18 protein-coding genes and 2 rRNA genes are annotated in these 23,401 nt (G+C 38.6%); 7 read left to right on the top strand and 13 right to left on the bottom strand.

Annotation, left to right across the window (positions count from 1 at the left end):
- Positions 1-186: 186 nt before the first annotated feature.
- Both TOL5_RS03370 and rrf read left to right on the top strand, forming a co-directional pair.
- A 23S ribosomal RNA gene (locus tag TOL5_RS03370) occupies positions 187-3,077 on the top strand.
- 170 nt (positions 3,078-3,247) lie between these two features.
- Positions 3,248-3,362, top strand: a 5S ribosomal RNA gene (gene rrf, locus TOL5_RS03375).
- 123 nt (positions 3,363-3,485) lie between these two features.
- Here the strand turns inward: rrf and TOL5_RS03380 are convergent.
- Positions 3,486-4,859 (bottom strand): dihydrolipoyl dehydrogenase, encoded by a 1,374-nt coding sequence (locus TOL5_RS03380; RefSeq protein ID WP_121774489.1) that lies wholly within the window; start codon positions 4,857-4,859, stop codon positions 3,486-3,488.
- Positions 4,860-5,069: 210 nt separating this feature from the next.
- Here TOL5_RS03380 and TOL5_RS03385 point away from each other — a divergent pair, with 210 nt between their 5' ends.
- Complete coding sequence (locus TOL5_RS03385; protein WP_121774488.1) at positions 5,070-9,536, top strand: hypothetical protein; 4,467 nt, start codon at positions 5,070-5,072, stop codon at positions 9,534-9,536.
- Positions 9,537-9,848: 312 nt separating this feature from the next.
- Here TOL5_RS03385 and TOL5_RS03390 read toward each other — a convergent pair whose 3' ends face one another.
- From TOL5_RS03390 to thyA, 4 genes are all read right to left on the bottom strand, one after another.
- Positions 9,849-10,289, bottom strand: coding sequence for an META domain-containing protein (locus TOL5_RS03390; protein ID WP_121774487.1), 441 nt, complete (start codon positions 10,287-10,289; stop codon positions 9,849-9,851).
- 82 nt (positions 10,290-10,371) lie between these two features.
- On the bottom strand, positions 10,372-11,433 hold the full coding sequence (locus tag TOL5_RS03395; protein WP_121774486.1) for a DUF4105 domain-containing protein: 1,062 nt from the start codon (positions 11,431-11,433) through the stop codon (positions 10,372-10,374).
- A 31-nt stretch (positions 11,434-11,464) separates the two neighbouring features.
- On the bottom strand, positions 11,465-11,977 hold the full coding sequence (locus tag TOL5_RS03400) for a dihydrofolate reductase (RefSeq protein WP_009586372.1): 513 nt from the start codon (positions 11,975-11,977) through the stop codon (positions 11,465-11,467).
- 79 nt (positions 11,978-12,056) lie between these two features.
- Entirely contained in the window at positions 12,057-12,899 is an 843-nt protein-coding gene (gene thyA / locus TOL5_RS03405) for a thymidylate synthase (protein ID WP_121774485.1), read from the bottom strand.
- Positions 12,900-13,068: 169 nt separating this feature from the next.
- Between thyA and TOL5_RS03410 the strand changes: the two genes are divergently transcribed.
- Together TOL5_RS03410 and TOL5_RS03415 are read left to right on the top strand one after the other, a co-directional pair.
- On the top strand, positions 13,069-13,866 hold the full coding sequence (locus tag TOL5_RS03410; RefSeq protein WP_121774484.1) for a YwqG family protein: 798 nt from the start codon (positions 13,069-13,071) through the stop codon (positions 13,864-13,866).
- 401 nt (positions 13,867-14,267) lie between these two features.
- Entirely contained in the window at positions 14,268-14,795 is a 528-nt protein-coding gene (locus tag TOL5_RS03415; protein WP_121774483.1) for a CHAP domain-containing protein, read from the top strand.
- Positions 14,796-14,883: 88 nt separating this feature from the next.
- Here the strand turns inward: TOL5_RS03415 and TOL5_RS03420 are convergent, their stop codons facing one another.
- The 3 genes from TOL5_RS03420 to lgt form a co-directional block, all read right to left on the bottom strand.
- Positions 14,884-15,261, bottom strand: a complete 378-nt coding sequence (locus TOL5_RS03420) for a hypothetical protein (RefSeq protein ID WP_004830201.1) — start codon at positions 15,259-15,261, stop codon at positions 14,884-14,886.
- An 11-nt stretch (positions 15,262-15,272) separates the two neighbouring features.
- Positions 15,273-15,647, bottom strand: a complete 375-nt coding sequence (locus TOL5_RS03425) for a hypothetical protein (RefSeq protein ID WP_010590969.1) — start codon at positions 15,645-15,647, stop codon at positions 15,273-15,275.
- Positions 15,648-15,733: 86 nt separating this feature from the next.
- Positions 15,734-16,552: a prolipoprotein diacylglyceryl transferase gene (gene lgt / locus TOL5_RS03430; RefSeq protein ID WP_121774482.1), complete on the bottom strand. Its 819-nt coding sequence runs from the start codon at positions 16,550-16,552 to the stop codon at positions 15,734-15,736.
- A 94-nt stretch (positions 16,553-16,646) separates the two neighbouring features.
- On the opposite strand from lgt, the gene TOL5_RS03435 reads away from it, so the two are divergent.
- The gene (locus tag TOL5_RS03435) at positions 16,647-17,429 is read left to right on the top strand and encodes an NRDE family protein (protein WP_121774481.1); all 783 of its coding nucleotides are present in this window, start codon (positions 16,647-16,649) and stop codon (positions 17,427-17,429) included.
- Between the two features lie 49 nt (positions 17,430-17,478).
- On the opposite strand, the gene TOL5_RS03440 is transcribed toward TOL5_RS03435, so the two are convergent.
- The 4 genes from TOL5_RS03440 to tatA form a co-directional block, all read right to left on the bottom strand.
- Entirely contained in the window at positions 17,479-19,644 is a 2,166-nt protein-coding gene (locus TOL5_RS03440; protein ID WP_221260660.1) for a PhoX family protein, read from the bottom strand.
- Between the two features lie 400 nt (positions 19,645-20,044).
- Positions 20,045-20,827 (bottom strand): twin-arginine translocase subunit TatC, encoded by a 783-nt coding sequence (gene tatC, locus TOL5_RS03445; protein ID WP_004830193.1) that lies wholly within the window; start codon positions 20,825-20,827, stop codon positions 20,045-20,047.
- Positions 20,824-21,291 (bottom strand): Sec-independent protein translocase protein TatB, encoded by a 468-nt coding sequence (tatB, locus tag TOL5_RS03450; RefSeq protein ID WP_004830192.1) that lies wholly within the window; start codon positions 21,289-21,291, stop codon positions 20,824-20,826. The genes tatC and tatB overlap by 4 nt, the downstream gene beginning before the upstream one ends.
- A gap of 17 nt (positions 21,292-21,308) precedes the next feature.
- Positions 21,309-21,533, bottom strand: coding sequence for a Sec-independent protein translocase subunit TatA (gene tatA / locus TOL5_RS03455; RefSeq protein ID WP_004830191.1), 225 nt, complete (start codon positions 21,531-21,533; stop codon positions 21,309-21,311).
- A gap of 173 nt (positions 21,534-21,706) precedes the next feature.
- Between tatA and TOL5_RS03460 the strand changes: the two genes are divergently transcribed.
- A complete protein-coding gene (locus tag TOL5_RS03460; protein ID WP_121774480.1) occupies positions 21,707-22,588 on the top strand; it encodes a permease in 882 nt (293 codons plus the stop codon).
- A 115-nt stretch (positions 22,589-22,703) separates the two neighbouring features.
- On the opposite strand, the gene rdgB is transcribed toward TOL5_RS03460, so the two are convergent.
- A complete protein-coding gene (gene rdgB, locus TOL5_RS03465) occupies positions 22,704-23,327 on the bottom strand; it encodes an RdgB/HAM1 family non-canonical purine NTP pyrophosphatase (RefSeq protein ID WP_009586398.1) in 624 nt (207 codons plus the stop codon).
- Positions 23,328-23,401: the final 74 nt, after the last annotated feature.

Below are 23,401 nucleotides of genomic sequence, written 5' to 3' on the forward strand. Positions count from 1 at the left end.
GAAGCTTAACAAGCAATTGTTAATGTGGAGTGAAATGAGAACTAGCGATAAAACTGAATCAAGCGTTTTGGTATATGAATTAAATTGAAGCTGTACAGTGATTAAGTTCACAAGCAACAAATAGAAGTGGTTAAATCCACATTGTTGATCCTCCTTGTAGGGATTAACGACTGTTTGGGGTTGTATAGTCAAGTAATTAAGTGCATGTGGTGGATGCCTTGGCAGTCAGAGGCGAAGAAAGACGTAATAGCCTGCGATAAGCTTCGGGGAGGCGGCAAATATCCTGTGATCCGGAGATTTCTGAATGGGGAAACCCACTTACCATAAGGTAGGTATCGCATGATGAATACATAGTCATGCGAGGCGAACGAGGGGAAGTGAAACATCTCAGTACCCTTAGGAAAAGAAATCAATTGAGATTCCCTCAGTAGCGGCGAGCGAACGGGGATCAGCCCATTAAGTTATATGTGTATTAGCGGAAAGCTCTGGGAAGTGCTACCGTAGAGGGTGATAGTCCCGTACACGAAAGTGCACATATAATGATGACGAGTAGGGCGAGGCACGTGAAACCTTGTCTGAATATGGGGGGACCATCCTCCAAGGCTAAATACTCCTGACTGACCGATAGTGAACCAGTACCGTGAGGGAAAGGCGAAAAGAACCCCTGTGAGGGGAGTGAAATAGATCCTGAAACCGCATGCATACAAGCAGTGGGAGCCAACTTGTTTGGTGACTGCGTACCTTTTGTATAATGGGTCAGCGACTTATATTCAGTAGCAAGGTTAACCGTATAGGGGAGCCGTAGAGAAATCGAGTCTTAATAGGGCGTTTAGTTGCTGGGTATAGACCCGAAACCGGGTGATCTATCCATGAGCAGGTTGAAGGTTGGGTAACACTAACTGGAGGACCGAACCCACTGTCGTTGAAAAGCCAGGGGATGACTTGTGGATAGGGGTGAAAGGCTAATCAAACTCGGTGATAGCTGGTTCTCCCCGAAAGCTATTTAGGTAGCGCCTCGGACGAATACCATAGGGGGTAGAGCACTGTTTCGGCTAGGGGGTCATCCCGACTTACCAAACCGATGCAAACTCCGAATACCTATGAGTACTATCCGGGAGACAGACTGCGGGTGCTAACGTCCGTAGTCAAGAGGAAAACAATCCAGACCGCCAGCTAAGGCCCCAAAATTATAGTTAAGTGGGAAACGATGTGGGAAGGCATAGACAGCTAGGAGGTTGGCTTAGAAGCAGCCACCCTTTAAAGAAAGCGTAATAGCTCACTAGTCGAGTCGGCCTGCGCGGAAGATGTAACGGGGCTAAAACTATATGCCGAAGCTGCGGATGTATACATTGTATACGTGGTAGGGGAGCGTTCTGTAAGCCGATGAAGGTGTGTTGAGAAGCATGCTGGAGGTATCAGAAGTGCGAATGCTGACGTGAGTAACGACAAAACGGGTGAAAAACCCGTTCGCTGAAAGACCAAGGGTTCCAGTCCAACGTTAATCGGGGCTGGGTGAGTCGACCCCTAAGGCGAGGCCGAGAGGCGTAGTCGATGGGAAATTGGTTAATATTCCAATACTTCTGTGTAATGCGATGAGAGGACGGAGAAAGTTAAGTCAGCCTGGCGTTGGTTGTCCAGGTGAAAGGTTGTAGGCATGCATCTTAGGCAAATCCGGGGTGCTCTATGCTGAGAACTGATAGCAAGCGAGTTTACTCGTGAAGTGGCTGATACTATGCTTCCAGGAAAAGTCTCTAAGCTTCAGTTACACAGGAATCGTACCCGAAACCGACACAGGTGGTCAGGTCGAGTAGACCAAAGCGCTTGAGAGAACTCTGCTGAAGGAACTAGGCAAAATGGTACCGTAACTTCGGGAGAAGGTACGCTGCTGACGGTGATAGGACTTGCTCCTTGAGCTATTGGCAGCCACAGAAACCAGGCCCCTGCAACTGTTTATTAAAAACATAGCACTCTGCAAACACGAAAGTGGACGTATAGGGTGTGATGCCTGCCCGGTGCTGGAAGGTTAATTGATGGGGTTAGCGTAAGCGAAGCTCTTGATCGAAGCCCCAGTAAACGGCGGCCGTAACTATAACGGTCCTAAGGTAGCGAAATTCCTTGTCGGGTAAGTTCCGACCTGCACGAATGGCATAATGATGGGGGCGCTGTCTCCAGCAGAGGCTCAGTGAAATCGAAATCGCCGTGAAGATGCGGTGTACCCGCGGCTAGACGGAAAGACCCCGTGAACCTTTACTGCAGCTTGACATTGAACTTTGATCTTACTTGTGTAGGATAGGTGGGAGGCTTAGAAGTAGCGACGCCAGTTGCTATGGAGCCATCCTTGAAATACCACCCTGGTAATATTGAGGTTCTAACTCTGTCCCGTTATCCGGGACGAGGACCATGTCTGGTGGGTAGTTTGACTGGGGCGGTCTCCTCCTAAAGAGTAACGGAGGAGTACGAAGGTGCGCTCAGCGTGGTCGGAAATCACGCGTAGAGTATAAAGGCAAAAGCGCGCTTAACTGCGAGACCCACAAGTCGAGCAGGTACGAAAGTAGGTCTTAGTGATCCGGTGGTTCTGTATGGAAGGGCCATCGCTCAACGGATAAAAGGTACTCTGGGGATAACAGGCTGATACCGCCCAAGAGTTCATATCGACGGCGGTGTTTGGCACCTCGATGTCGGCTCATCTCATCCTGGGGCTGAAGCAGGTCCCAAGGGTATGGCTGTTCGCCATTTAAAGAGGTACGCGAGCTGGGTTTAGAACGTCGTGAGACAGTTCGGTCCCTATCTACCGTGGGCGTTGGAAATTTGAGAGGATCTGCTCCTAGTACGAGAGGACCAGAGTGGACGAACCTCTGGTGTACCGGTTGTGACGCCAGTCGCATCGCCGGGTAGCTATGTTCGGAAGGGATAACCGCTGAAAGCATCTAAGCGGGAAGCCTACCTCAAGATAAGATTTCCCTAGGACTTTATGTCCTCTAAAGAGCCGTTGAAGACTACGACGTTGATAGGTTGGATGTGGAAGTGCGGTGACGCATGAAGCTGACCAATACTAATTGCTCGTGAGGCTTGACTATACAACACCCAAGCAGTTGTATATGAAGCATCATTTGATTCATAAAAGATCAAAGATACTTGATTTAGTTGTAAAGCTAGTTACAATAACCAACTCAAATGTTCTTCTGTTAAACTCATTTGGAACAAAGTAAGGCATACCAATAAGACCCGAAAAAGTCCATAACAGTTTGCTGGCGACAATAGCAAGAGTGAACCACCTGATCCCTTCCCGAACTCAGAAGTGAAACCTCTTAGCGCTGATGGTAGTGTGGGGTTACCCATGTGAGAGTAAGTCATCGCCAGCTTTTAATTCTAAAACACCCTCAACTAACTGTTGAGGGTGTTTTTTTATGCAAAATGAAAAGTGGAAAATAAAAGCTCTGCGTTGTGGTAGAGCTTTTAACTGAAAGTAATTTTTTATCTCAAATTTAATTTAATTGTCGTCTTGCATGTTTTAAAGCTGTTCTTATGCCTTCTTCCAATGTGGGGTGATAGAAAGGCTTGCTTAAAATTTCATCGATAGTGAGATCTTCTGCGATCATCCAAGACAGTAAATGTGCCATATGTTCTGCAGATTCAACAAAAAGCTCAGCCCCGAGCAATTTTCTGGTTTTTTTATCCACATAAACTTCCATTGCCCCTTTATTTTTTCCTAAAACTAATGCTCGCCCTTGTTTTTCATAAGACACGAATCCTGTAATAAATTCTATATTTGATTTAGACAGTGCAGCATAATTTTGACCGACCATTCCCATTTCAGGGCTACAGAAGACAATACCCAGCGGTGCCAGCGTATTTAAATTTTGAATTTTTGGGAAATTTAAACAGCTTGAAACAACATTCCTCCCTTCATGCGCTGCTTCATGTTGTAATGGCGTTTGTGTAAATGCATCTCCAACAATAAATATTGGAAAATTAGCGAGTTGCTTTGTAGCTTGATGAATAGGCAGATTTTTTAAATCTGAAAATGAAGCATCTATATTTTCTAAAGCAAGAGTTGATAAATTTGAACTTCGACCTGTTGCCGTTAAAACATAATCTACCTGTATTGTATTGGTTTCATCATTTTCTATAAATGAAACGGCAACACCATGTTCTGTATCTTCAATTGAGTTAGGTAAAATCTCGAATTTAATATCCAGCTCTTTTGAAAGGGTTGTTTGTGCAATTGCTTGTAAACTCGGGCTGGTGAGTACGCCGACTTTTTTGCTTCTTGCAAAAATAGTCGTATTCACGCCTAAACGATGCATGGCTTGGGCTAATTCAATGGCAATTACGCCACTCCCAATTACTGCAATTGATTTAGGTAGCGTTTTAAGTTCAAAGACTTCATCGGATGTGATGAGTTTATTCCCAATATTCTTTTTCCAATCTTTGTCGTAGGTTGGTGTTGAACCGACAGCCAAAATAAATGACTTTGCTTGATATTGTTGACCATTGACCTCAACTGTATGGGCATTTATAAACTTCGCTTCACCATCAATTTTATGTTTCTCTTCCCAGCTTTCTATATCTTTCAGTGTTGCTCGTGCAAAGCGATCACGTAAATTTTGGACATGTTGCATCACTCGATCTGTATTAATTTCTGATTGAACACTTAAGGCAACTTCATCTGCGTATTGAATATCATGCATTCGATTGGCTGTTGAGATTAAAACTTTACTTGGCATGCATCCGACTCGAACACAGGTAGTATCCCAAGGTCCTTTGTTAATTATCAATAGGTTGGAGGTATATTTAACTGCTTCTTTATATGCGCTGATGCCTGCTGTTCCTGCACCAATGATAATGATGTCGTACATTTCTGCTCCTAATTCTATGATATCAAAGTATTTTAAATCAATATCTAAGAAATACTGTCTAATACCTACACTTGGAATGTTGTCAAATTATATTTTTTCAACATATCACAAGTATTCGATTGAAAAAAATTGTAGATTTGAGTACATTTCGTGTAAAAGCCATAAAAGTATTTTTAGGGCAAATTTATACTAAATAAAATGGAACAAATTATGACTTATTTAACAAGTTTAAAAGAAATTGGGGTGAAAGCGACAGTTCTTGCTTCTTCATTGGCTTTAGTTGCTTGCGGTGGAGGTGGAGGAGGTTATTATGGAGATGATAATAAAAATACAGGAGGAACCGGTGGTGGGACTAATGGAAATGGTTCGACTACAGATCCCAAAAAAGTTGTAGAAAGTCTCGGATTATCTTTACAAAGTTCTGAAGCGAAGCCAATTGAAGTTGCTTACGATAATTCTAAAATTTTAGTCTCAGTTCAAGCTTTGAACAGTGATAAAGGTGGTGTAGCGGCTAAATTGATCAATTTGTCGATTGCAGATAGTGAAAATCTGGGTGTAACGAGTAAGAGTTCACAAGTGACTACAGGGGATGATGGTCTCGCAGTATTTGAACTAAATATTCCTGCAATGAATGCTGCTTCTGGTAAAGTACAACTGACAGCAACTGTAGACGGAACAACAATTAAGCAAATTTATACACTAAATATTAAAAAAACAAGCACAATTCAAAGTGAATATAATCTTAAAATTCAACAAGGCGTTGTGCTTAATTTACCAAAAGGCACAGCTTCTATAACTGCTCAAGTGACTGATAAAAATGGTGGCGTAAAGCAGAATCAAACAGTCTCTTTAGCCTTACCTGCTGAAATGCAAGGTAAATTCTCTATTTCTACAGGTTCAAGCTTAATTACTGATAGTGCTGGTAATGCTACTTTTACAATTGTTGCAAATAGTGATTTAACAGCAGATGATATTGCTAAATTGGCTTCAACTTCTGCAAATTTAGATTTTAAATTAGTAGATGAGTTTAAAGCTGAAAGTAAAGCGAATGCATCAATCACATTTAAAGATGTTACTCAGATTGTTCAAAAATTAGAAATAGTTACTGAAGATAACCCTATTGTTGCTCAAGGGGGAACGACAAAAGTTATTGTTGTTGCGAAAAATAGTGATGGCAACCTTTTAACCAATAAGAAAGTAAAATTATCTTTTACTGATAGTAGTAGTGTATATGGTGTAACCATTGATCAGCCAGAAGTGATGACGGACGCAAAAGGTTATGCGACATTTACCCTTAAATCTGCATCGTCTTATCCAATCGCATTATCTCAACAAGGTATTAATTTAAAAGCAGTATATAGTGAATCTGCTGATATCTTTGCAACATCAACGGTTAAAGTAACAACCGCTGATACAAGTGCATCCAACCAACTTGGACTTCAACGTCTTGAAATTGCTTCTTCATATCAAATCAATGCAAAAAACGATTCTATTACTATTACTGTTAAAGGCATCAATAACAAAGGTGAAGCTGCAACTCAAGGTAAAGTTAAATTAAGCTTGAATGCAGAAGCAACTTCGAATGGTGTGACTTTTGATGGAAGTGCAGAACAGGAATTTAAAACAGGTTATGTTACTTATACCTTAAAAACAAATGCTAAAACGCCTGATGCTGTTGAAGCATTAGTTGCAGCTGGTATTACTGCTACTTTTACTGCGGATAATAACATATCTAACAATATTAAAATTGCTGTAGAAGATGAAGCCAAATCTGAAGAAGCGCTAAGCTTTTTAGCAATTGATCCAATAAATACTGCTTATGACTACACCAAGGATCAGACTATTGTTGTTAAAGTAAAAGCTACAGGTGTAAAAGGTGGTGCATTAAAAGGCGAAACTGTAACTTTAGGCTTTAGTAAAGCTTACTCTGTTCCAGAGTTGCAAAATTTAGGTTTGAGCTTAACGAGCTCAGCCGATGCTCTTACTGACGCAACAGGTTATGCAACGTTTACATATTCATATAAAGCAAGTGGCAGTGCGGAACAGAAAGCGTTGGTCGAAAATGGTCTTGGATTGATTGCAAAACCAGCCAACGGCATTGGGGCGGCAAGTACAGTTAATCTCAATTTTAAAGCACCAACAGCGCAAGGTGAAATTGATTTAGATCATTTGAATGTTGGAGTACCATCTGGAAGTGTAATTTTAACTGTTAATCAAGAACACAATATCTCCGTCTCAGTGGATGCTATAGGTACTGATGGTAAAGTTCTACCAAATCAAAAAGTTTCCATTGGGCTTAATGATGCTGCAATCAGTAATGGGGTTAGTTTTGGTGCAGATACAACATCGACCAAGGTGACAGATTCTAATGGTAAAACTACATTTAATCTAAAAATTAAGGCCAGTAATGGAGCTGAATTGACAAATTTAGTAGCAAATGGTCTTACTGTTGCGATTAAGGGGCTACGTAAAGATGGTTCAGCTTATACGGTTACTCGTAAAATTGAAATTGCCCAACCCGTAGTTTTAATTCCAGATCTAGCGGCCTTAAATCTTAGTTATGATGTCCAAACCGTTTCGGTCTTAGGTGGTGAAGTACGCGTTAAAGTAATAGCGAAAGATGAGTATGGTGTAACTATTCCAAACACGCCTGTAGCGATTGCTTTATCAAGTTTAGCAGGTTCAAGAGTGTCTTTGTCAGATGCTACTGTTACGACGAATAGTAAAGGGGAAGCAGAGTTTACGATTAAAGTTTCAGAAGGTTTATATGATGCAAACTTAATTAAGAATGGTATTACTTTTGCTGTAGTTGGAACCAATCTTAACAATGGTGATCGTATCCAGCAGACTGGTACTATTCAAGTTGCTATTCCTCAAGATTCTGTAAACCTTCGTTTAACTGCTGATAAAAAAGAATTAGAATTTGGTAAGAGTTATCAAGTTCAAGTTGCAGTAAAAGATGAATTAGGTGCAAATACAGGCTATCCAGTTAACTTAGCTTTAAATAAAGAAGCTTATGATGCTGGAATTCGATTAAGTAATGATTCATTAGTAACTGCTGCAAATGGTCAGACGCCAATAACAATTGTGATTCCAAAAGACATTCCAAGTGCTGCTAAGCAAGCATTAATTGATTTAGGTTCTAAGGCAATTCAAATCAAAGGTACGATAAAAAATCCAAAAGGTGTTGATGTTGTATCTACCTTAGAGTTCAGTGTTTTTGAAGCTGTTAATCCAAATCATTTAACTATAGGCTCTTCTAAATCCAGTCTAAGTGTTTCTGGTGATAAAACAATTGTTACAGTGCAATTGCTGGATAATAATGGTTTGCCTGTTAAAGATGAAGAGGTAACTTTAGCTGCGAATAATTCTGCAACATTAATTATTGGTACACCTGGTGATGGACATCCGACAAATACAAGTAAACCACAGACAGTAAAAACAGATTCAACAGGAAATGCTTTCTTCTCTGTAGAAGTCGATGGTAATACTGCGGATGCAGATTTATTGTTGGCAAGTGGAATTGAACTTACTGCAAGTAATACCAATGCAAATGGGGCCTTAACAACACAAATTTATCGTTTAACAGCATTTAAGCCTTCACCAACAGCGCCACAGCCTGCTCGCTATAACTTACGAATCGAGTCGAATAAAGCAACTCTCAACGTACGTAATGATCTAGCAAATGTCACTGTAAGTTTAGTAGATCAAAATGGTGGTGGTGTAGCGAATAAGTATGTTAGTTTGAGTATCAAAGATTTTATTCGTAATGGTGCCATTATTGTTGGCGCATCTGGTTTAACAACAGATCAAAATGGGCAAGCAGTATTTAAAGTTAAAATTGATGAAAGTGCACGTAATCCAAGCTATACAGCTACAGCATTTGATGCCGATGATTTAAATCTATCAGCAAGTTTCAGCGAAACTGGATATTTGGACGCGACTCAAATTTCTCGTATTGATGTTGTCCAGTCAGTTGTGCAAAATCCAATTGCATCAATAGTCATTGGTGTTAATCCTACAGAAACGGGATCTTCAAATGATGGCGTGTACTATACAAAAAATCTATCTGTAAGTGTCGTTGATTTTGATGGTAAGCCATTAGCGAATCAAAAAGTCGAAATGGATATCAATCCAACTAATTATATCAAAGGTCGTTATGTATGGGCATTAGCACCTGTTCCAGGTTCTAGTCCTGTACTAAAATGGGTTGGTCCTGGTGATAATTATTATTTGGATAATCCAAATAATTATATTGATTCAAATGGCGCAGTGATGAATAACAATGGAACCCCAGCAGATACTAGTGATGATTTTAGTGTATCGGCAGTAGTTAATCCATCACGTGGTTGTGCTGTAAGTTCACCTTATAATGCGATTACCAATAGTGAAGTAACCAGTATTCCAGTTAAGGTGCCAACGTTCCTAGGGCAGGGTGCTACAGCTACATATACAACGGATGCTGATGGAAAATTTGACTTCGTGATTCGTTATCCGAAGATTTATGCTCAATGGCTTAATGTACAAATTGGTGCTTCTTCACAAGTTGCAACTTTACCATTTAGAACAACATATAATCTTGGATTAGCTTCAGTTGCATCGGATTACAGCACTGATGGAACTTATGGACCAAATTTAAAAAGTCCTTATGGTATTAATACGATTACATGCCCGTAATTCTTTTAGGTTGAAAAAACAGCGCTTCGGCGCTGTTTTTTTATTTTACGGATGTACCCATACTCACGCCCACAGTGGGTCTCACATTCATTGAGCCACATGCAGATAAAAATAGGCAAGAGATTAAGATCAGACCAACAACTTTCATTTAAATATTCTCAATTTTAAATCAGCACTATTCTAAGTCGAATTATTCGTTTGCGTGTGTAGTAAAATTATTGTCTTTATTTTTTTACTGATTTAAAGTTGGATGGTGCTAAAAGCCTAAATGCTTAAACTTTTAGCCAATCTATGTTATTAGTTTTTTAAAGTTTAAGGTGTCGTAAACTGCAAAACACGATTACCATGTTGATCGACTAACTTTAAGGTCTTGTCATAGACTTGAAAGCCCTGAACTTTGCTTAAAGCTTCAGTATATTGTGTGGCGATTTGCATGCTGCTTGGACAAAGCATTTTGGTCGAAGCCAATTGCCCGATGGTGACATGTTGTCCTTTTAACGCATATTGTCCCATGATGCGATTACAGCCATCACTACCACTTATACGTAAATCTGAACCGAATTGAATACTGGGAGCATTACGTGAGCTTGGGTCAGCCTTATATTCTGTTGCACCAATATGTGTGAGGGTCCAATTTTTATTTTGTAATAAACTGAGGTTTTGTGTTTGCTGGGTGCTACTTGGTGTTGAGGTACATCCAGTTGCAAAAAGTGTTGATGTTATTATTGTCGCTGCAATAATGGTTTTGAACATGAGTGTTCTCCCTAATCTTGTCATAATTTTATATCAATAGAAATGAAGTATATCACTGGATTAATTTAAACACCGTTACATATTATTTCGCATATTCTTCTGGTAAATTTAAACGGAGAACCTTAGAAAAATTAGCACTATTTTGATATTTAAAATGTGCATATTCATCAGTTCTTGGATTCACATGAGCTTTTTCGTACCATTCATGCATAGACCACTGATGATTTAGAGCACCTAGATCGTACAAATAATTGGGTAAATACCCAGAAGCAATTAACCGATAGTCTGTTGGAAGTTTTTGAGCTGAAATGGCTTGAACCATATCAAAAACCAAAGTTGTGCAGTTGCTGGTTAGGGTGTTATACCATTTTGGATGCTTGGCTAAATCTGCAGATTTAGATAAGTATTCTTCAAATAATGCTTGGCTTTCAGCCTTTGGTAATCGAACAGGGAAAAAATAAACTTGTTCGCCTCGGATATTGCTTCGTGTATAGACAATATCTTTTTCATCTGCGGCAATGAGGCTTAGCTCAAACTGTCTAAAGAAACCACCTATCGCAGAAAAACTTTCATTTTTTTCTTTACGAATTTCGATTGAGAAAACTAAAGGTCGTTGATTTGAAAAATTAAAACTCACTAAGGTATGCGCAATTTGTGGTCCCATCCAATATGAGGTGATGATATTTACACCTGTAATATCATCTAAATTATACGTTCGTGTTTCCCATCGCTCATCATATTGATCTGTTGTATGCCAATCGAAATTTCGAACATTATGAATTGTGACCAGTTGACCTTGCTTTTCATAGCTAAAAATTCTGGAAACTTCAGGACTCCATTCACGGTCTTGTTTAGCGGGAATATTGAAATACCAAACTAAGCTCAGAAGAAATGCAACCAAATAAATTAAACTGTCAATTTTTCGAGTAAATAGATTCTTGGTAAAATAAATTCCAAGAATGCTCAGCGCAAAAATTGCCCATAGGATAATAATAAAATAGCTAAAGATTTGACATAAAGGTTGTTGAATCCAAATGGCAAGACAAAACCAAATACTCGTCATGAGAACAAATAAGCTAAATAAGGAATGGATTAAACCCATTCCTAATCTGTGTAGCATTGGTTTCGTTTTTAAGCTATCCATAAGCAGCTATTTTTATTAATAAAGTTCAGTGCTATTTTCTATATGTTGCAAATTCAAAAGCAATAGCTGTTTTGTCGTCAACATGTGACTCGCTGGCGACTTTCTTAAATTCTTGAGGAATTTCTGGATAATGTGCATCACCTTGAACATCAAGATCAATATGAGTCAGTTCAAGTCGATCTGTAATATGAATCGTTTGCTTGAAAATTTCACCACCACCAATAATAAAGATGCTGGTTGGTTTTTCTGAAGCCAAAACATCAGGAATGGCTTGTTCCAAAGCAGATTCAATACTGTTGGCCGTTTTTACACCCTCAAACTGCCAATCTGAATCACGTGTAATGACCCAATTTACACGCTTTGGTAGTGCGCGTCCCATTGATTCAAGTGTTTTACGACCCATGACAACCACGCCACCTTGGGTAATTTCTTTGAAATGTTTTAGGTCTGCCGAGATGTGCCAAGGAAGATCATTTGCTTTACCAATGCAGTGTTGTTGATCCATAGCAACCACATGAACAATTTCAAAATTTTTAAATGTCATACTCAATCCACTTCGTCATCCATTCAATGATTTTCCTCCTTGAAAGAGGGAGCAAAATCACAAATTGGATTATTAAAAATTACACAGCAACTGGAGCTTTAATTGCAGCATGGGATTCATAACCCACGATTTCAATATCTTCAAATTTGAAATCAAAAATATCTTGAATCGCAGGGTTAAGTTTGAGCTGACATAATGGCAAAGGTTCACGGGTCAATTGTAATTTTGCCTGTTCAAAATGGTTCACATACAAATGTGTATCACCGCCAGTCCAAACAAAGTCTCCTACGCCTAGACCACAAACTTGTGCAATCATATGAGTCAGTAATGCATAACTGGCAATATTGAAAGGAACACCCAAGAACACATCAGCACTACGTTGATACAGTTGGCAAGACAGTTTTCCATTTTGAACGAAGAACTGAAATAAAGTATGACATGGCGGTAAAGCAACTTTGCCTGCTTCTTTTGGATTCCAACCTGATACAATTAAGCGACGTGAGTTTGGATTGGTCTTAATTTCATTAATTAACCAACTGATCTGATCAAAACCATCATTTTCAAATAAACCATTTTCTTTTTGAGTTGCCCCAAAATTACGCCATTGATGACCATAAACAGGACCAAGTTCACCTTCAGGACGACCAAAACGGGCAGTTTGTTCCGCAGTAGACCATTCATCCCAAATCGACACTTTATTGTCTTTTAGATATTGAACATTGGTGTCACCTTTTAAGAACCACAATAATTCAATCACGATTGAGCGGAAATGAACTTTTTTAGTGGTAAGTAAAGGGAAGCCCTTAGACAAGTCAAAACGCATTTGATGACCGAATACAGAACGAGTACCTGTACCTGTACGATCACCTTTGTCACCGCCATTGTCTAGGATATGTTGTAGAAGGTCTAAATACGCTTTCATAGAAGTTCCAATTTGGGAAGGGGGATGGTGCAAATGACAGATTATGTCGCACCATTACCCATTCGTAATACTTTCGAATAGTCTCAGAGTTTATACTAATCTGGCTTTGTTTTTAACAAAGAATATTTTTCTGTTTGTGACTTTAATCGAATATTTAGAGAATTTGAAAATGAGTATAAATTTGAATGAACTTCCAGTAGCTTTACAAGCGTATAAACAGCAAATTGCGGCAACTAAAAAAGACAGCATCGAAATATCATTACTGCCTGCTGAGCATTTAGAAATTTGGCAGAGTAAAGTTGGCGGACATCCTTATTTACCTTTAGCGCAGCAATATCCGCAAAGCTCAGAAGGCGAAAATTTACAATTATTGGCGCAAATCAATTTTGCTGAATTACCAGAAAATAATATTTATCCCCAATCTGGGATTTTGCAATTTTTTATCAATCCACATGATGACTTATATGGAATGGATTTTGATGATCAGCAAAAGCAAGATGGTTTTAAAGTCATCTTTCATGACAGCGTTGAACATGATTCTGCAAATTTGCAAACAAATTTTCCAAGCTTTGATGGAGATGATATTTATAGCCCGATTGCAGGTCAAGCTGCGATTCAGTTTGAGAAATCTGAAAGTTATATCGATATGAATAACTTTGATTTTGCTGAAACAGTGACAGATCCTTATGACAGAGACGATGAGGAAGAGTTCTGTGACGAATATACCGAAGTCATTTCAGCGAGTGGGCATCGTTTAGGTGGGTACCCATTTTTTACTCAAACTGATCCACGTGAATACAATGAGTCGATTCAAGACTATGTGCTATTACTGCAAATTGATACAGATGATGCAGGTGAAGTAGATATCATGTGGGGTGATTCGGGAGTAGGTAATTTCTTTATCCATCCTGACGATCTCGCCAAGAGAAATTTTTCTAAAGTTGTTTATAATTGGGATTGTTATTAAGTATTTTTTGGTGAGCGAACAAGCTGATGTTTTGCATCAGCTTTGAGATAAATAGCGATGTTAATGATTTAGTTTTAGTGCCAATAAAAAACAAAAAATGTGACCAAATTGACAGTTTAATATATTGATTAAATTAAGAAAAAGTTTTACCAATACGGCTAATAAAATTATTTATGCTTGTTTTTTGATCAAACAATCCTTGCCTGTTTTTAAGCTAATCTCAAAAGTTTCAGTAAGTTGAAAGCGCACAAATGAGATTTATTAACACTTACATATTTTTTTACATGTTTTAAGTCTACATTTTAAGATTTGCTGATTAGTATTCATGGCTTGTGAAAAGTTGTTATTGGTTTAAACAAGGTGGTTTGAATCAATTCAAAAGGGCAGTTTGAGGACAGTACATGATTTACGACCACAATGTTAATATGAATGAATACGTGAATCCCACGGTTCATATTCAGATTCGATCGGAAAATCAAAATAATAATTTTCGACCAGAAGAATACCTAAAAAGCAAAGCCTTTGAAAATTTTAAAAATCAAACTGAAGCGTTCAAGAAAGAGAGTTTAATCGATATTGGTAAATTCACCGAAAAACTCGTTAGCATGTCACGAAGCACTACAGCACATCGTTGTGCAAGATATGTGCGGATTGCATTAGAGTCAGCAGGTGCCCGTTTTTCTGATCATCCTGTAGCAGCATCAGATTGGGGGGCAACCCTGACAGAAATTGGTTATAAACAAATCCGCCCAGATTTTGATAATCCGCAAGAAGGTGATATTTATATCATCAACAGTACAAGCCGTCATCGCTATGGGCATATCGCCGGCTTTACAGGTACACAATGGGTTTCTGATTTCAGACAACGTAGTTATGATGTTTATAAAGATCCCAATGTGACATATGAATATTATCGTCTTGAAGCCTAGTTGATTCGCCCACTTTTCTCAAAATACCCAATACAGAAGCAAGTTTGAAATCATTCCTTTGCTTTTTTATTGGGTATTTTTGATTTGATCAATCTGATTCAAATCGTTTAGCACGATTTTGATAGATCGATACAATAAATAGACCTAATGCAGTAAAACCCACCGCTTGAATTGATATCCATAATTTATGTGATGGCGGCAATAAAAACAAAATCAGCAACAAAGCGAAAATTGGGAAAATAGAAAAAAGAATTTTAAATCCCTGAGCATATGGGTGTGTTGTGGAAAGTTTTAAGCGCAATTGGAACAAAATATGAATCAATACGCCTAATAATAAGCACACGACTGTGAAAATAGGGCTTAACTTTTCAATTGAAGCGCAATAATAAATGATTGCACAGGTCAAAACTGAGCTGATTAATTTAATTTCACGTGTACATCGTGAGGAATACCAAAAATCTAACATTATTTAGATACTTACTGTGGTGTATTTTTATTGAGTAATGACAACGGGGAAAAAATACATACTGCCAAAACCATAAAGCCGATACCTTGTGCGCCCGGAATTAAAATTTCACCCTGATTCATATTTTTGAAAATCAAGACTAAGAGCAAAGCTAAGGGAATCCAAGTCAATAAACGATAGAATAGTCCAGTTGGATTTTTCGCAGCAAAATGAATTTTACAGTAACGACAGATCAAAAAAATAAGTCCTGTGCCAGCAAAAAGCAAAATATTATCGATAGTTAAAGGTTGATACCAATATAATCCAATACTGAGTATTGCGGATAAGATGAAGAAAATTAATTTCTTGGTGATTGAGACTTTAGGATCAAACCAAAATTCAAGCATAGTAATTTCATTAAAATTGGACCTTTCTAATTTAGCATAAAAAAGGTGAAGCATCGCTTCACCTTTTAAAACTTAAACATAAATGCTTAAGTGTTTTTTTGTGGACCCCAATCAAAGATTTTCTTTTGGTACGCATACCAAATCAGCCATAACCCCGCAAGGATCATTGGAAATGAAAGGATTTGACCTTTGGTCATCCAACCAAACAAGATATAGCCCTGATCTGCATCTGGTTCGCGGAAAAATTCCATAAAGAAACGCGCACAACCATAACCTATTAAGAAGATTGCAGAAACTGCATAACGTGGACGAGGTTTGGCACTGTAGAACCAAAGAATAAGGAACAGCAATAAACCTTCACATAATGCTTGATAAATTTGTGAAGGATGGCGAACTAAATGCAATGGGTCAGTTGGAAAAATCATCCCTAAGGCAAAGTTAGGATCAGAGACTTGACGTCCATACAATTCACCACCAATAAAATTACCAATACGACCAAACATTAAGCCTGTTGGTACACAAGGTGCAATAAAATCAAGTGTTTCAAACCAAGTCTTTTTATACTTATGACACCATAACAGCATGGCAATCATTACCCCAAGGAATCCACCATGGAAACTCATACCGCCTGTCCAAACTTTAAAAAGCCAGATTGGGTCTGCTAAGAATTTATCAAACTCATAGAATAAGACATAGCCAATACGACCACCCAAGACGACACCAAGTGCACCATAGAATACTAGATCGGAAACCATTTCGGCATTCCAGTGATCGCGTTGTTTGGCACGGTAGTTGGCAAGTCCCCAGGCACATAAAAATGCCAAAAGGTACATGAGTCCATACCAATGAACTTTGACTGGACCCAGTGATATTGCAACTGGGTCAATATTCGGGTAGGTGAGCATTCCTAATCCTTGATTTTCTATTTTGCACAGATTTTAGCTGAAAGATATTAAAAATGTTGTACATTCAATGTGTAAACTTCATGGAATGTGCTTTATGTGTATTGTGGCGTTGGCTTGGCAGGTTTTAGATGACTTACCCGTATGTTTGATCTCCAATCGCGATGAATTCTATCATCGTCCGAGTACTCAATTACAACAGTGGTCAGAACACGGAATAATTGCAGGACAAGATTTACAGTCGGGTGGAACATGGATGGGCGTTACTCCACAGGGGCGATGGGCGATTGTGACCAATTATCGCGATGGAGCAGATAAACAGACTTATCCCACCACGCGCGGAGATTTGGTTCAAAGTTTTTTAGAATCTGAGCAAACACCTATCCGTTTTGCCCAAGCACTTGAACAACGGCAGCGAGACTATGCGGGTTTTAATCTATTTGTAGGTGATCAACATCAAGCTGTGTATATGAGTAATCGTGGTGAAGCCCCACAAGTTTTATCGCAAGGCGTATTTGTGGTTTCCAATGGATTGATGTCTGATGATTGGGAGAAAACTAAGCATTTGCGTAAACGATTTACCCAAGAATTTTTACCAATGCTACAAGTCACTTCTATTCTTGAATCAGATTTACAGCATGCAGTTTGGGATATTTTGGAGGATGAGCGCAAAGTTATTCCAGATTTACTTCCAAATACAGGGATCAATGCAGAGATGGAAGCGTTATTGTCTTCAACATTTATACAAAGTCCAGTCTATGGCACACGTTGTTCAAATTTTTTAAGAATTGGTCTCTCTGAGCTGGACTGGATTGAAAAAACGCAACAAGGTGAGCATTCGGGGGAACTGGTCGAAATCAAGTGTAATATTGAAAGATAAAAAGCCATGCAAAACTAAATCTGCATGGCTTTAAAAGCATAATACTTATTTAACCTGCAATCACACCACCATCTTTGCGTGTGATCACGACAGTTGCTGAACGTGGACGAGCAACTTTATTATTCGCATCCTTTTGTGATGCAGGCCAGTGACTTGAAGGTTTATCAAAGCTTGGTGAGTCTTCACCAGGATGTTGAACATTGATGAAAATCGCTTTGTAGTCCGGAGTCATGGTCACACCCGTAATTTCACATTGTTTTGGACCTGTAAGGAAACGACGTAGATTCTCATCGGTCACTTGCTTGCCAACAATGGTTTCTTGCCCCGCTGAGGTGATTGCTTTTGCACCATCACCGACTTTACCTGGCAATGCGGCAAGCATCATACAGTTGGTTGTATCTGTATAAGCACCATCATCGGTTTGAATCCAAAGAACACCACGAGGGTCAAACCACATGCCATCTGGTGAAGACAAATCATTATTATCATTCAATGCAGATAGGTTAATGTTGCTCGCCATTTTTGCTTCAGCACCAAATAGATAAATATCCCAAGTTAAGCTTTCTGCTGTGGTTTTATTATCTTTCTCATGGAAGCGGATAATATGACCATTGACGTTGCCTTTACCGCCTTCAGGATCACTATAGTTTCTTGGGTTGGCGGCATCTAAAGCATGTGTTGTACCACGATTTGAGTTGTTCGTAAGCGTGACATAGACCTCACCATTTTCAGGATTCACTGCAACCCATTCTGGACGATCCATTTTAGTCGCTTTGACGGCATCACCAGCAAGTCGTGCAAATGTTGTGACATCCGCTTGAGATTTAAATGGATACACTGTATTGGTATCATTTAAACCATTTTTTCCATATGCCAACTCAATCCATTTACCCGTACCATCATTGTTGAACTGAGCTACATAAAGTTTGCCACTGTTCATATATTTATCACCAGCGCGATAACCGCCATTGACATCTTTGGCATCCCATTTGGCATCCGATACGAATTTATAAATGTATTCGCCACGTGAATCATCGCCCATATAGAAAGTCAAATTTTCACCTTCGATTAAACGACTGGCACGACAATCCTCATGCGCAAAACGACCTAATGATGTCCGTTTTACTGGGTTTGAACGACTATCAAATGGGTCAATTTCTACGATCCAACCAAAAGTATTGGCGCTGTTACGATAATCTTTGTCAGCAGTCTCTGCGGTAATAGACGAATTCCAACGATCATATAAATCTTGACTTTCGATTGCACCAATTGCCGTTTCCCAGCCATAACGAGAACTTGCACCATCTTTTAAGCCATAGCGATTGAGTGCAATGATTTCTGAAGCAGTCCGCTTTGTATCATCCCCTTTGTTACGTACAAAATAACCAATGAAGTTTTCTTCTGTGGTGAGGTAGGTTCCCCATGGTGTATAACCATTACCACAGTTGTTATGCGTACCGCGTGTTTGCTTTGCCGACGGTGAATATTTGGTTTTAATTAAATCTGAACCTGCAACAATGCCCGCAAAATCCATCACTGTAGATGCGGTAATACGGCGATTGAATGGTGAACTTTTAACAATATCTACTTTTTGAGAAGTTGCATCTTTTTTTAATTCAATAATGGATACGCCGTGTGCGTTCATTTCACGAATAACTTCATCTTCTGGACGACGACCATTGACTCTTGTTGCACCTTTAGGATGTAAAAAAGTTTGGTTGATGTATTCATGGTTCATTACCAGTAAACCACTATTTGATGCTTTTGCATCATATTTAGCTGTACTGGAATTTAAACCAAAATAGCTCATCCCATCATGACAATCCCCTGATCGTGCAGTGAAACTCACGCCTGAAGGAACGTTGTTGTCATCCCATTCAGCAAGGTTTTGTGTCAGTGGATCTCCGAGCGCATAAAGAACTGTAGCTTCGTAGCCTGCTGGAACAGTAACGATATCATTCAGATTTTTTGCAACAGGTGTAAAGCTGAGTTTTTCTGGTTTTTTTACCGAACTATCTGTATTTGAATGATTGTCATCGTCATCATTACAACCTGTCAAGCTAGATGCTAAAGCTAATGCTGCTGCACCACTGGCTGTTTTGGTAATTAAACTACGACGAGAAATCCGTTGTTCTAAAATATCACGGAAATGAATGTTATTCGAAGTATTGTTATCTAACTCTTGATCTTCATGATATGGCGTGAGGTCTGTCATAAGATTCCCTATGGCTTTAACTTTAGATGAAATGTGATTTTGATTCAGCTTAAAAACATAGCGAACTAATATGTAAACTCTCTTACTTTTATATTTAATATTGGTTAAATTTAATATTAATTTAAGAAAGTAATAGGGTTGTCACAAAGAGATAAATGTTGAGTAATTTGTTGTTAATTTATACATTAAATTTATGATCTATATTTAATAGTGAGAATTTATTCGGTGTAAAATATTAATATTCACTGAGTTTTAATCAAATTATTTTAAATATTAATAGTAAAAATTAGGTGATATATCTTTTGATTGTTGAGGGGGCGATGGTCAGAGAAATTTTGAGAATAAAAAAATGGCTTTTAAAAAGCCATTTGAGTGTTGAATATTTTCTTATTTTTATGATTTAGACATCTGCAGTTTTGCGCTTTTCGATCATTTTACCGAGTAACAAGCCGAGTTCAAATAACATCCACATTGGAATGGCTAACATAATCATTGATATTGCGTCTGGTGGAGTAATAAACATCGAGACAAAGAAGCAGCCAACGACAATAAAACGACGTTTTTCAGCCAATGTCTTCGTGGTTACGAAGCCAATAAGAATCAAAACTAAAGTAATAATTGGAATTTCAAAGGTTAGACCAAAGACCAAGAACAGCTTTAAGCAGAAACTTAGATAGCTATTAATATCAGTCATCGGTGCAACTGTTTCAGGAGAGACGCTGATGAAAAAGTGTAAAATTGAGGGTAAAGCAACGAAATAAGCAAATGCGATACCCGAATAAAACAGAATAATGCTGCCAAATAAGAGTGGAAATGCTAGATTCTTTTCTTTTTCGTACAGTGCTGGTTTAATAAATGCCCAAAGTTGATAAATAATAAAGGGCATAGCGAGCATCAGTGCAATAAAAAAATTCAACTTAAATGGTGCCATAAATGTTGCAGTGACATCCGTTGCAATCATGGTTGATGTTGCAGGCAATTGCTTTCTTAATGGTTCTGATAGCGCAATATAAGTTTTATTGGCAAAAGGCAATAAACAAAAAAAGATCAGAATCAATGCACCCACAATTTTAAATAGATGCTTACGCAACACCATGAGATGTTGTGTAATCGGCATTGCATCTAAAGGGGGACGTTCTGTCGATGCGCTGTCTTGTACCTGAGGCGCGAGTGAATCCGTCATACGGCTACCTTAAGTTGTGGTGCTGAGACCATCTCGATGGGAACAATTTGTGGAGCTGGCATCATGCAACTTTGCTGATTTAAACCATGATTTAACATATAAATAGAAGGAACCTGAGTTTCTAGTTTATGGTAATGGTATGTTGCTAAAAGATTTTTTTGACCTAGCTGTTCAGCATGGGTTTCTTGTTCTATCGCAATTTTTTGTTGTTGTAGCTCTTGCATCTGAGCTTGCATTTTTTGTTCAAGTTCTTGAATCTTCTGCATCTCTTGTTGCATTTGCTCTCTAAACTCAGAAAGACGTAACTCACGATCGATATCATTTTGGACACTTGTGATCGCCCGTTTAAATTTACTGTACCATTTGGCAGCAAAACGAGCAGCTTCAGGAAGCTTATCGGGTCCCAATACCAAAAGCGCAATGATCCCGAAAACTAACAGTTCTGAAAATCCAACATCTAACATGATCTACGCCTCACCGATTAGTGTTTTACAGTAGAGTTCACATCAGTATTGGTCGTTTGATGCTCTAATGTACGAGTTTCAGTGATTGAAGCTTGGGTCGCTTCTTCATCTTTGATTGATTTCTTAAAATCTTTTACTGCACCGCCAACGTCTTTACCTAAATTTTTCAGTTTCGATGTACCAAATAGTAAAATCACCACGATTGCAAAAATAAGTACATGCCAAATCGATAATCCAGCCATAGTTTTAACTCCTATTTTATTTAGAGCTATAACAACAGTTATCCGTGACAGAAAAGTGACATTAATATTTCAATTTAAAGACAGAAAATATTTTTGAAATATTTTGCGATGTTAAACACTATCGATTTTGGAAAGTGCTAGTATGATCATGATTTGAGAATAAGGGGTATATTGTGGCTTTGTTATTTCCAGTTCTGTCATTTATTTGTGGGTTAATACTGGCGAATAGCAAATTTTCAATGAATTTAAAGACGATGATGTCTTTATTGCTGGCACGTGTCTTTATCCCGATTGTCATCATCTACAATATGGTTTTTTATAAATCGGGCAGTATTGCTTTAATTCTATTTGCCTTTTTCTCATGCTTTATCCTTTTCTTTGTTTACTTAAAACGCTCGAAAGATCGTTTGGCATCGCTATGTTTTAGTTATACCAATATGGCATGGTTAGGCTTTCCAATCGCTTTAGCGATTTTTGGTGCTGAGTATAGTATGGCCATGATTCCGCTTTATATCGGTGTTTCGATTTTTGGCAACTCATGGGCTGTGGCCTCTGTAAGCTCAGCGCCTCAATCTAAGGTATTACTGTTTAAAAAAGTGCTTCAATCACCGCCCGTGATTGCTTTAATCATTGCAGGACTTTTACGTTGTTTTGATGTGCAACACTTTCAAACCCAGCAATGGGTGGATTGGATATATAACGCCTCTAAGTGGAGTATGAGCTTTACGGGGATGTGTGTATTGGGGATGTGGTTAAGAAAAACCAAAGTGCATGTGGACGACTTATTGATCAGTACTCGACTGGCAATACTGAAACTGTTTTGTGGGATGATCTTATGTAGCTTGGCGTATTTCTTTTTACCAGTTCCGCAGATTCATGACTATATCGGTGTGATGTTCTTACTATTTTGTTTACCTCCAGCCGCCAATATTGTGGCTTTAGAAACGCACTATCAAGGAACGGGTATTTCAGCAAAGTATATTGCTTCAGGAACAATAGTCAGTTGTGTGATATGTGTCTTATATGGTGTGTTGATTCATTTTTTATCATTCTAATTCTTTATTTTTGTTAATTTGGAAGGTTCTGAAAAGCCTCATGATTTCTTTGTGCGTCTATAAATTTTATTCCTCCCTCATTTTAAAGTAGGGGAGGAATTTTCAAAGGTAATTTTTATTTCAAACTGGCTTTAAATAATTGCATCGCTTGACCACGATGACTTATTTTATTTTTGTCTTGTTTGCTCATTTCTGCACTAGAAATCCCCAACTCTGGTAACCAGAACAGTGGATCATAACCAAAACCATTTTCACCACGGGCTTGTTCTAGCACCTCACCTTGCCAGATACCTTGGAAAATCTGTGGTAAAGGATCATCCGCATGCTCAACTAATGCTAATACGCAGACAAACATGGCTTCGATCACCTGATTCTCTTTTCGCAACGGCTTGAGGTTTTCAAGTAGTTTTGCATTATTTGCTGCATCATCGCCGTGTTCACCTGCATAACGTGCTGAGTAAATTCCTGGCGCACCACCTAATACAGGAACACAAATCCCAGAATCATCTGCAATTGCGGGTTTACCTGAAATACGGCTTGCATGACGCGCTTTGATAATTGCATTTTCAATAAAGCTTAAGCCATCTTCAATCGCATCTTCGATATTCAACTGACCTTGAGGAATCACGTCAACAGGTAAAGCCAATTCAGCAAACAGTTTTTCAAACTCAGCAATTTTGCCTTTATTATTACTGGCAAGTACCAGAGTTCCTTGGGATAACCAATCTTTAGATGACATGATCCAAACTCAGAAAGTTAAAATGATGCTATTTTAACTGAATCTGTGAATTAAAATGTGGCTAAATTTGATGA

Source organism: Acinetobacter sp. Tol 5, assembly GCF_019702905.1.
GTDB lineage: Bacteria > Pseudomonadota > Gammaproteobacteria > Pseudomonadales > Moraxellaceae > Acinetobacter > Acinetobacter bereziniae.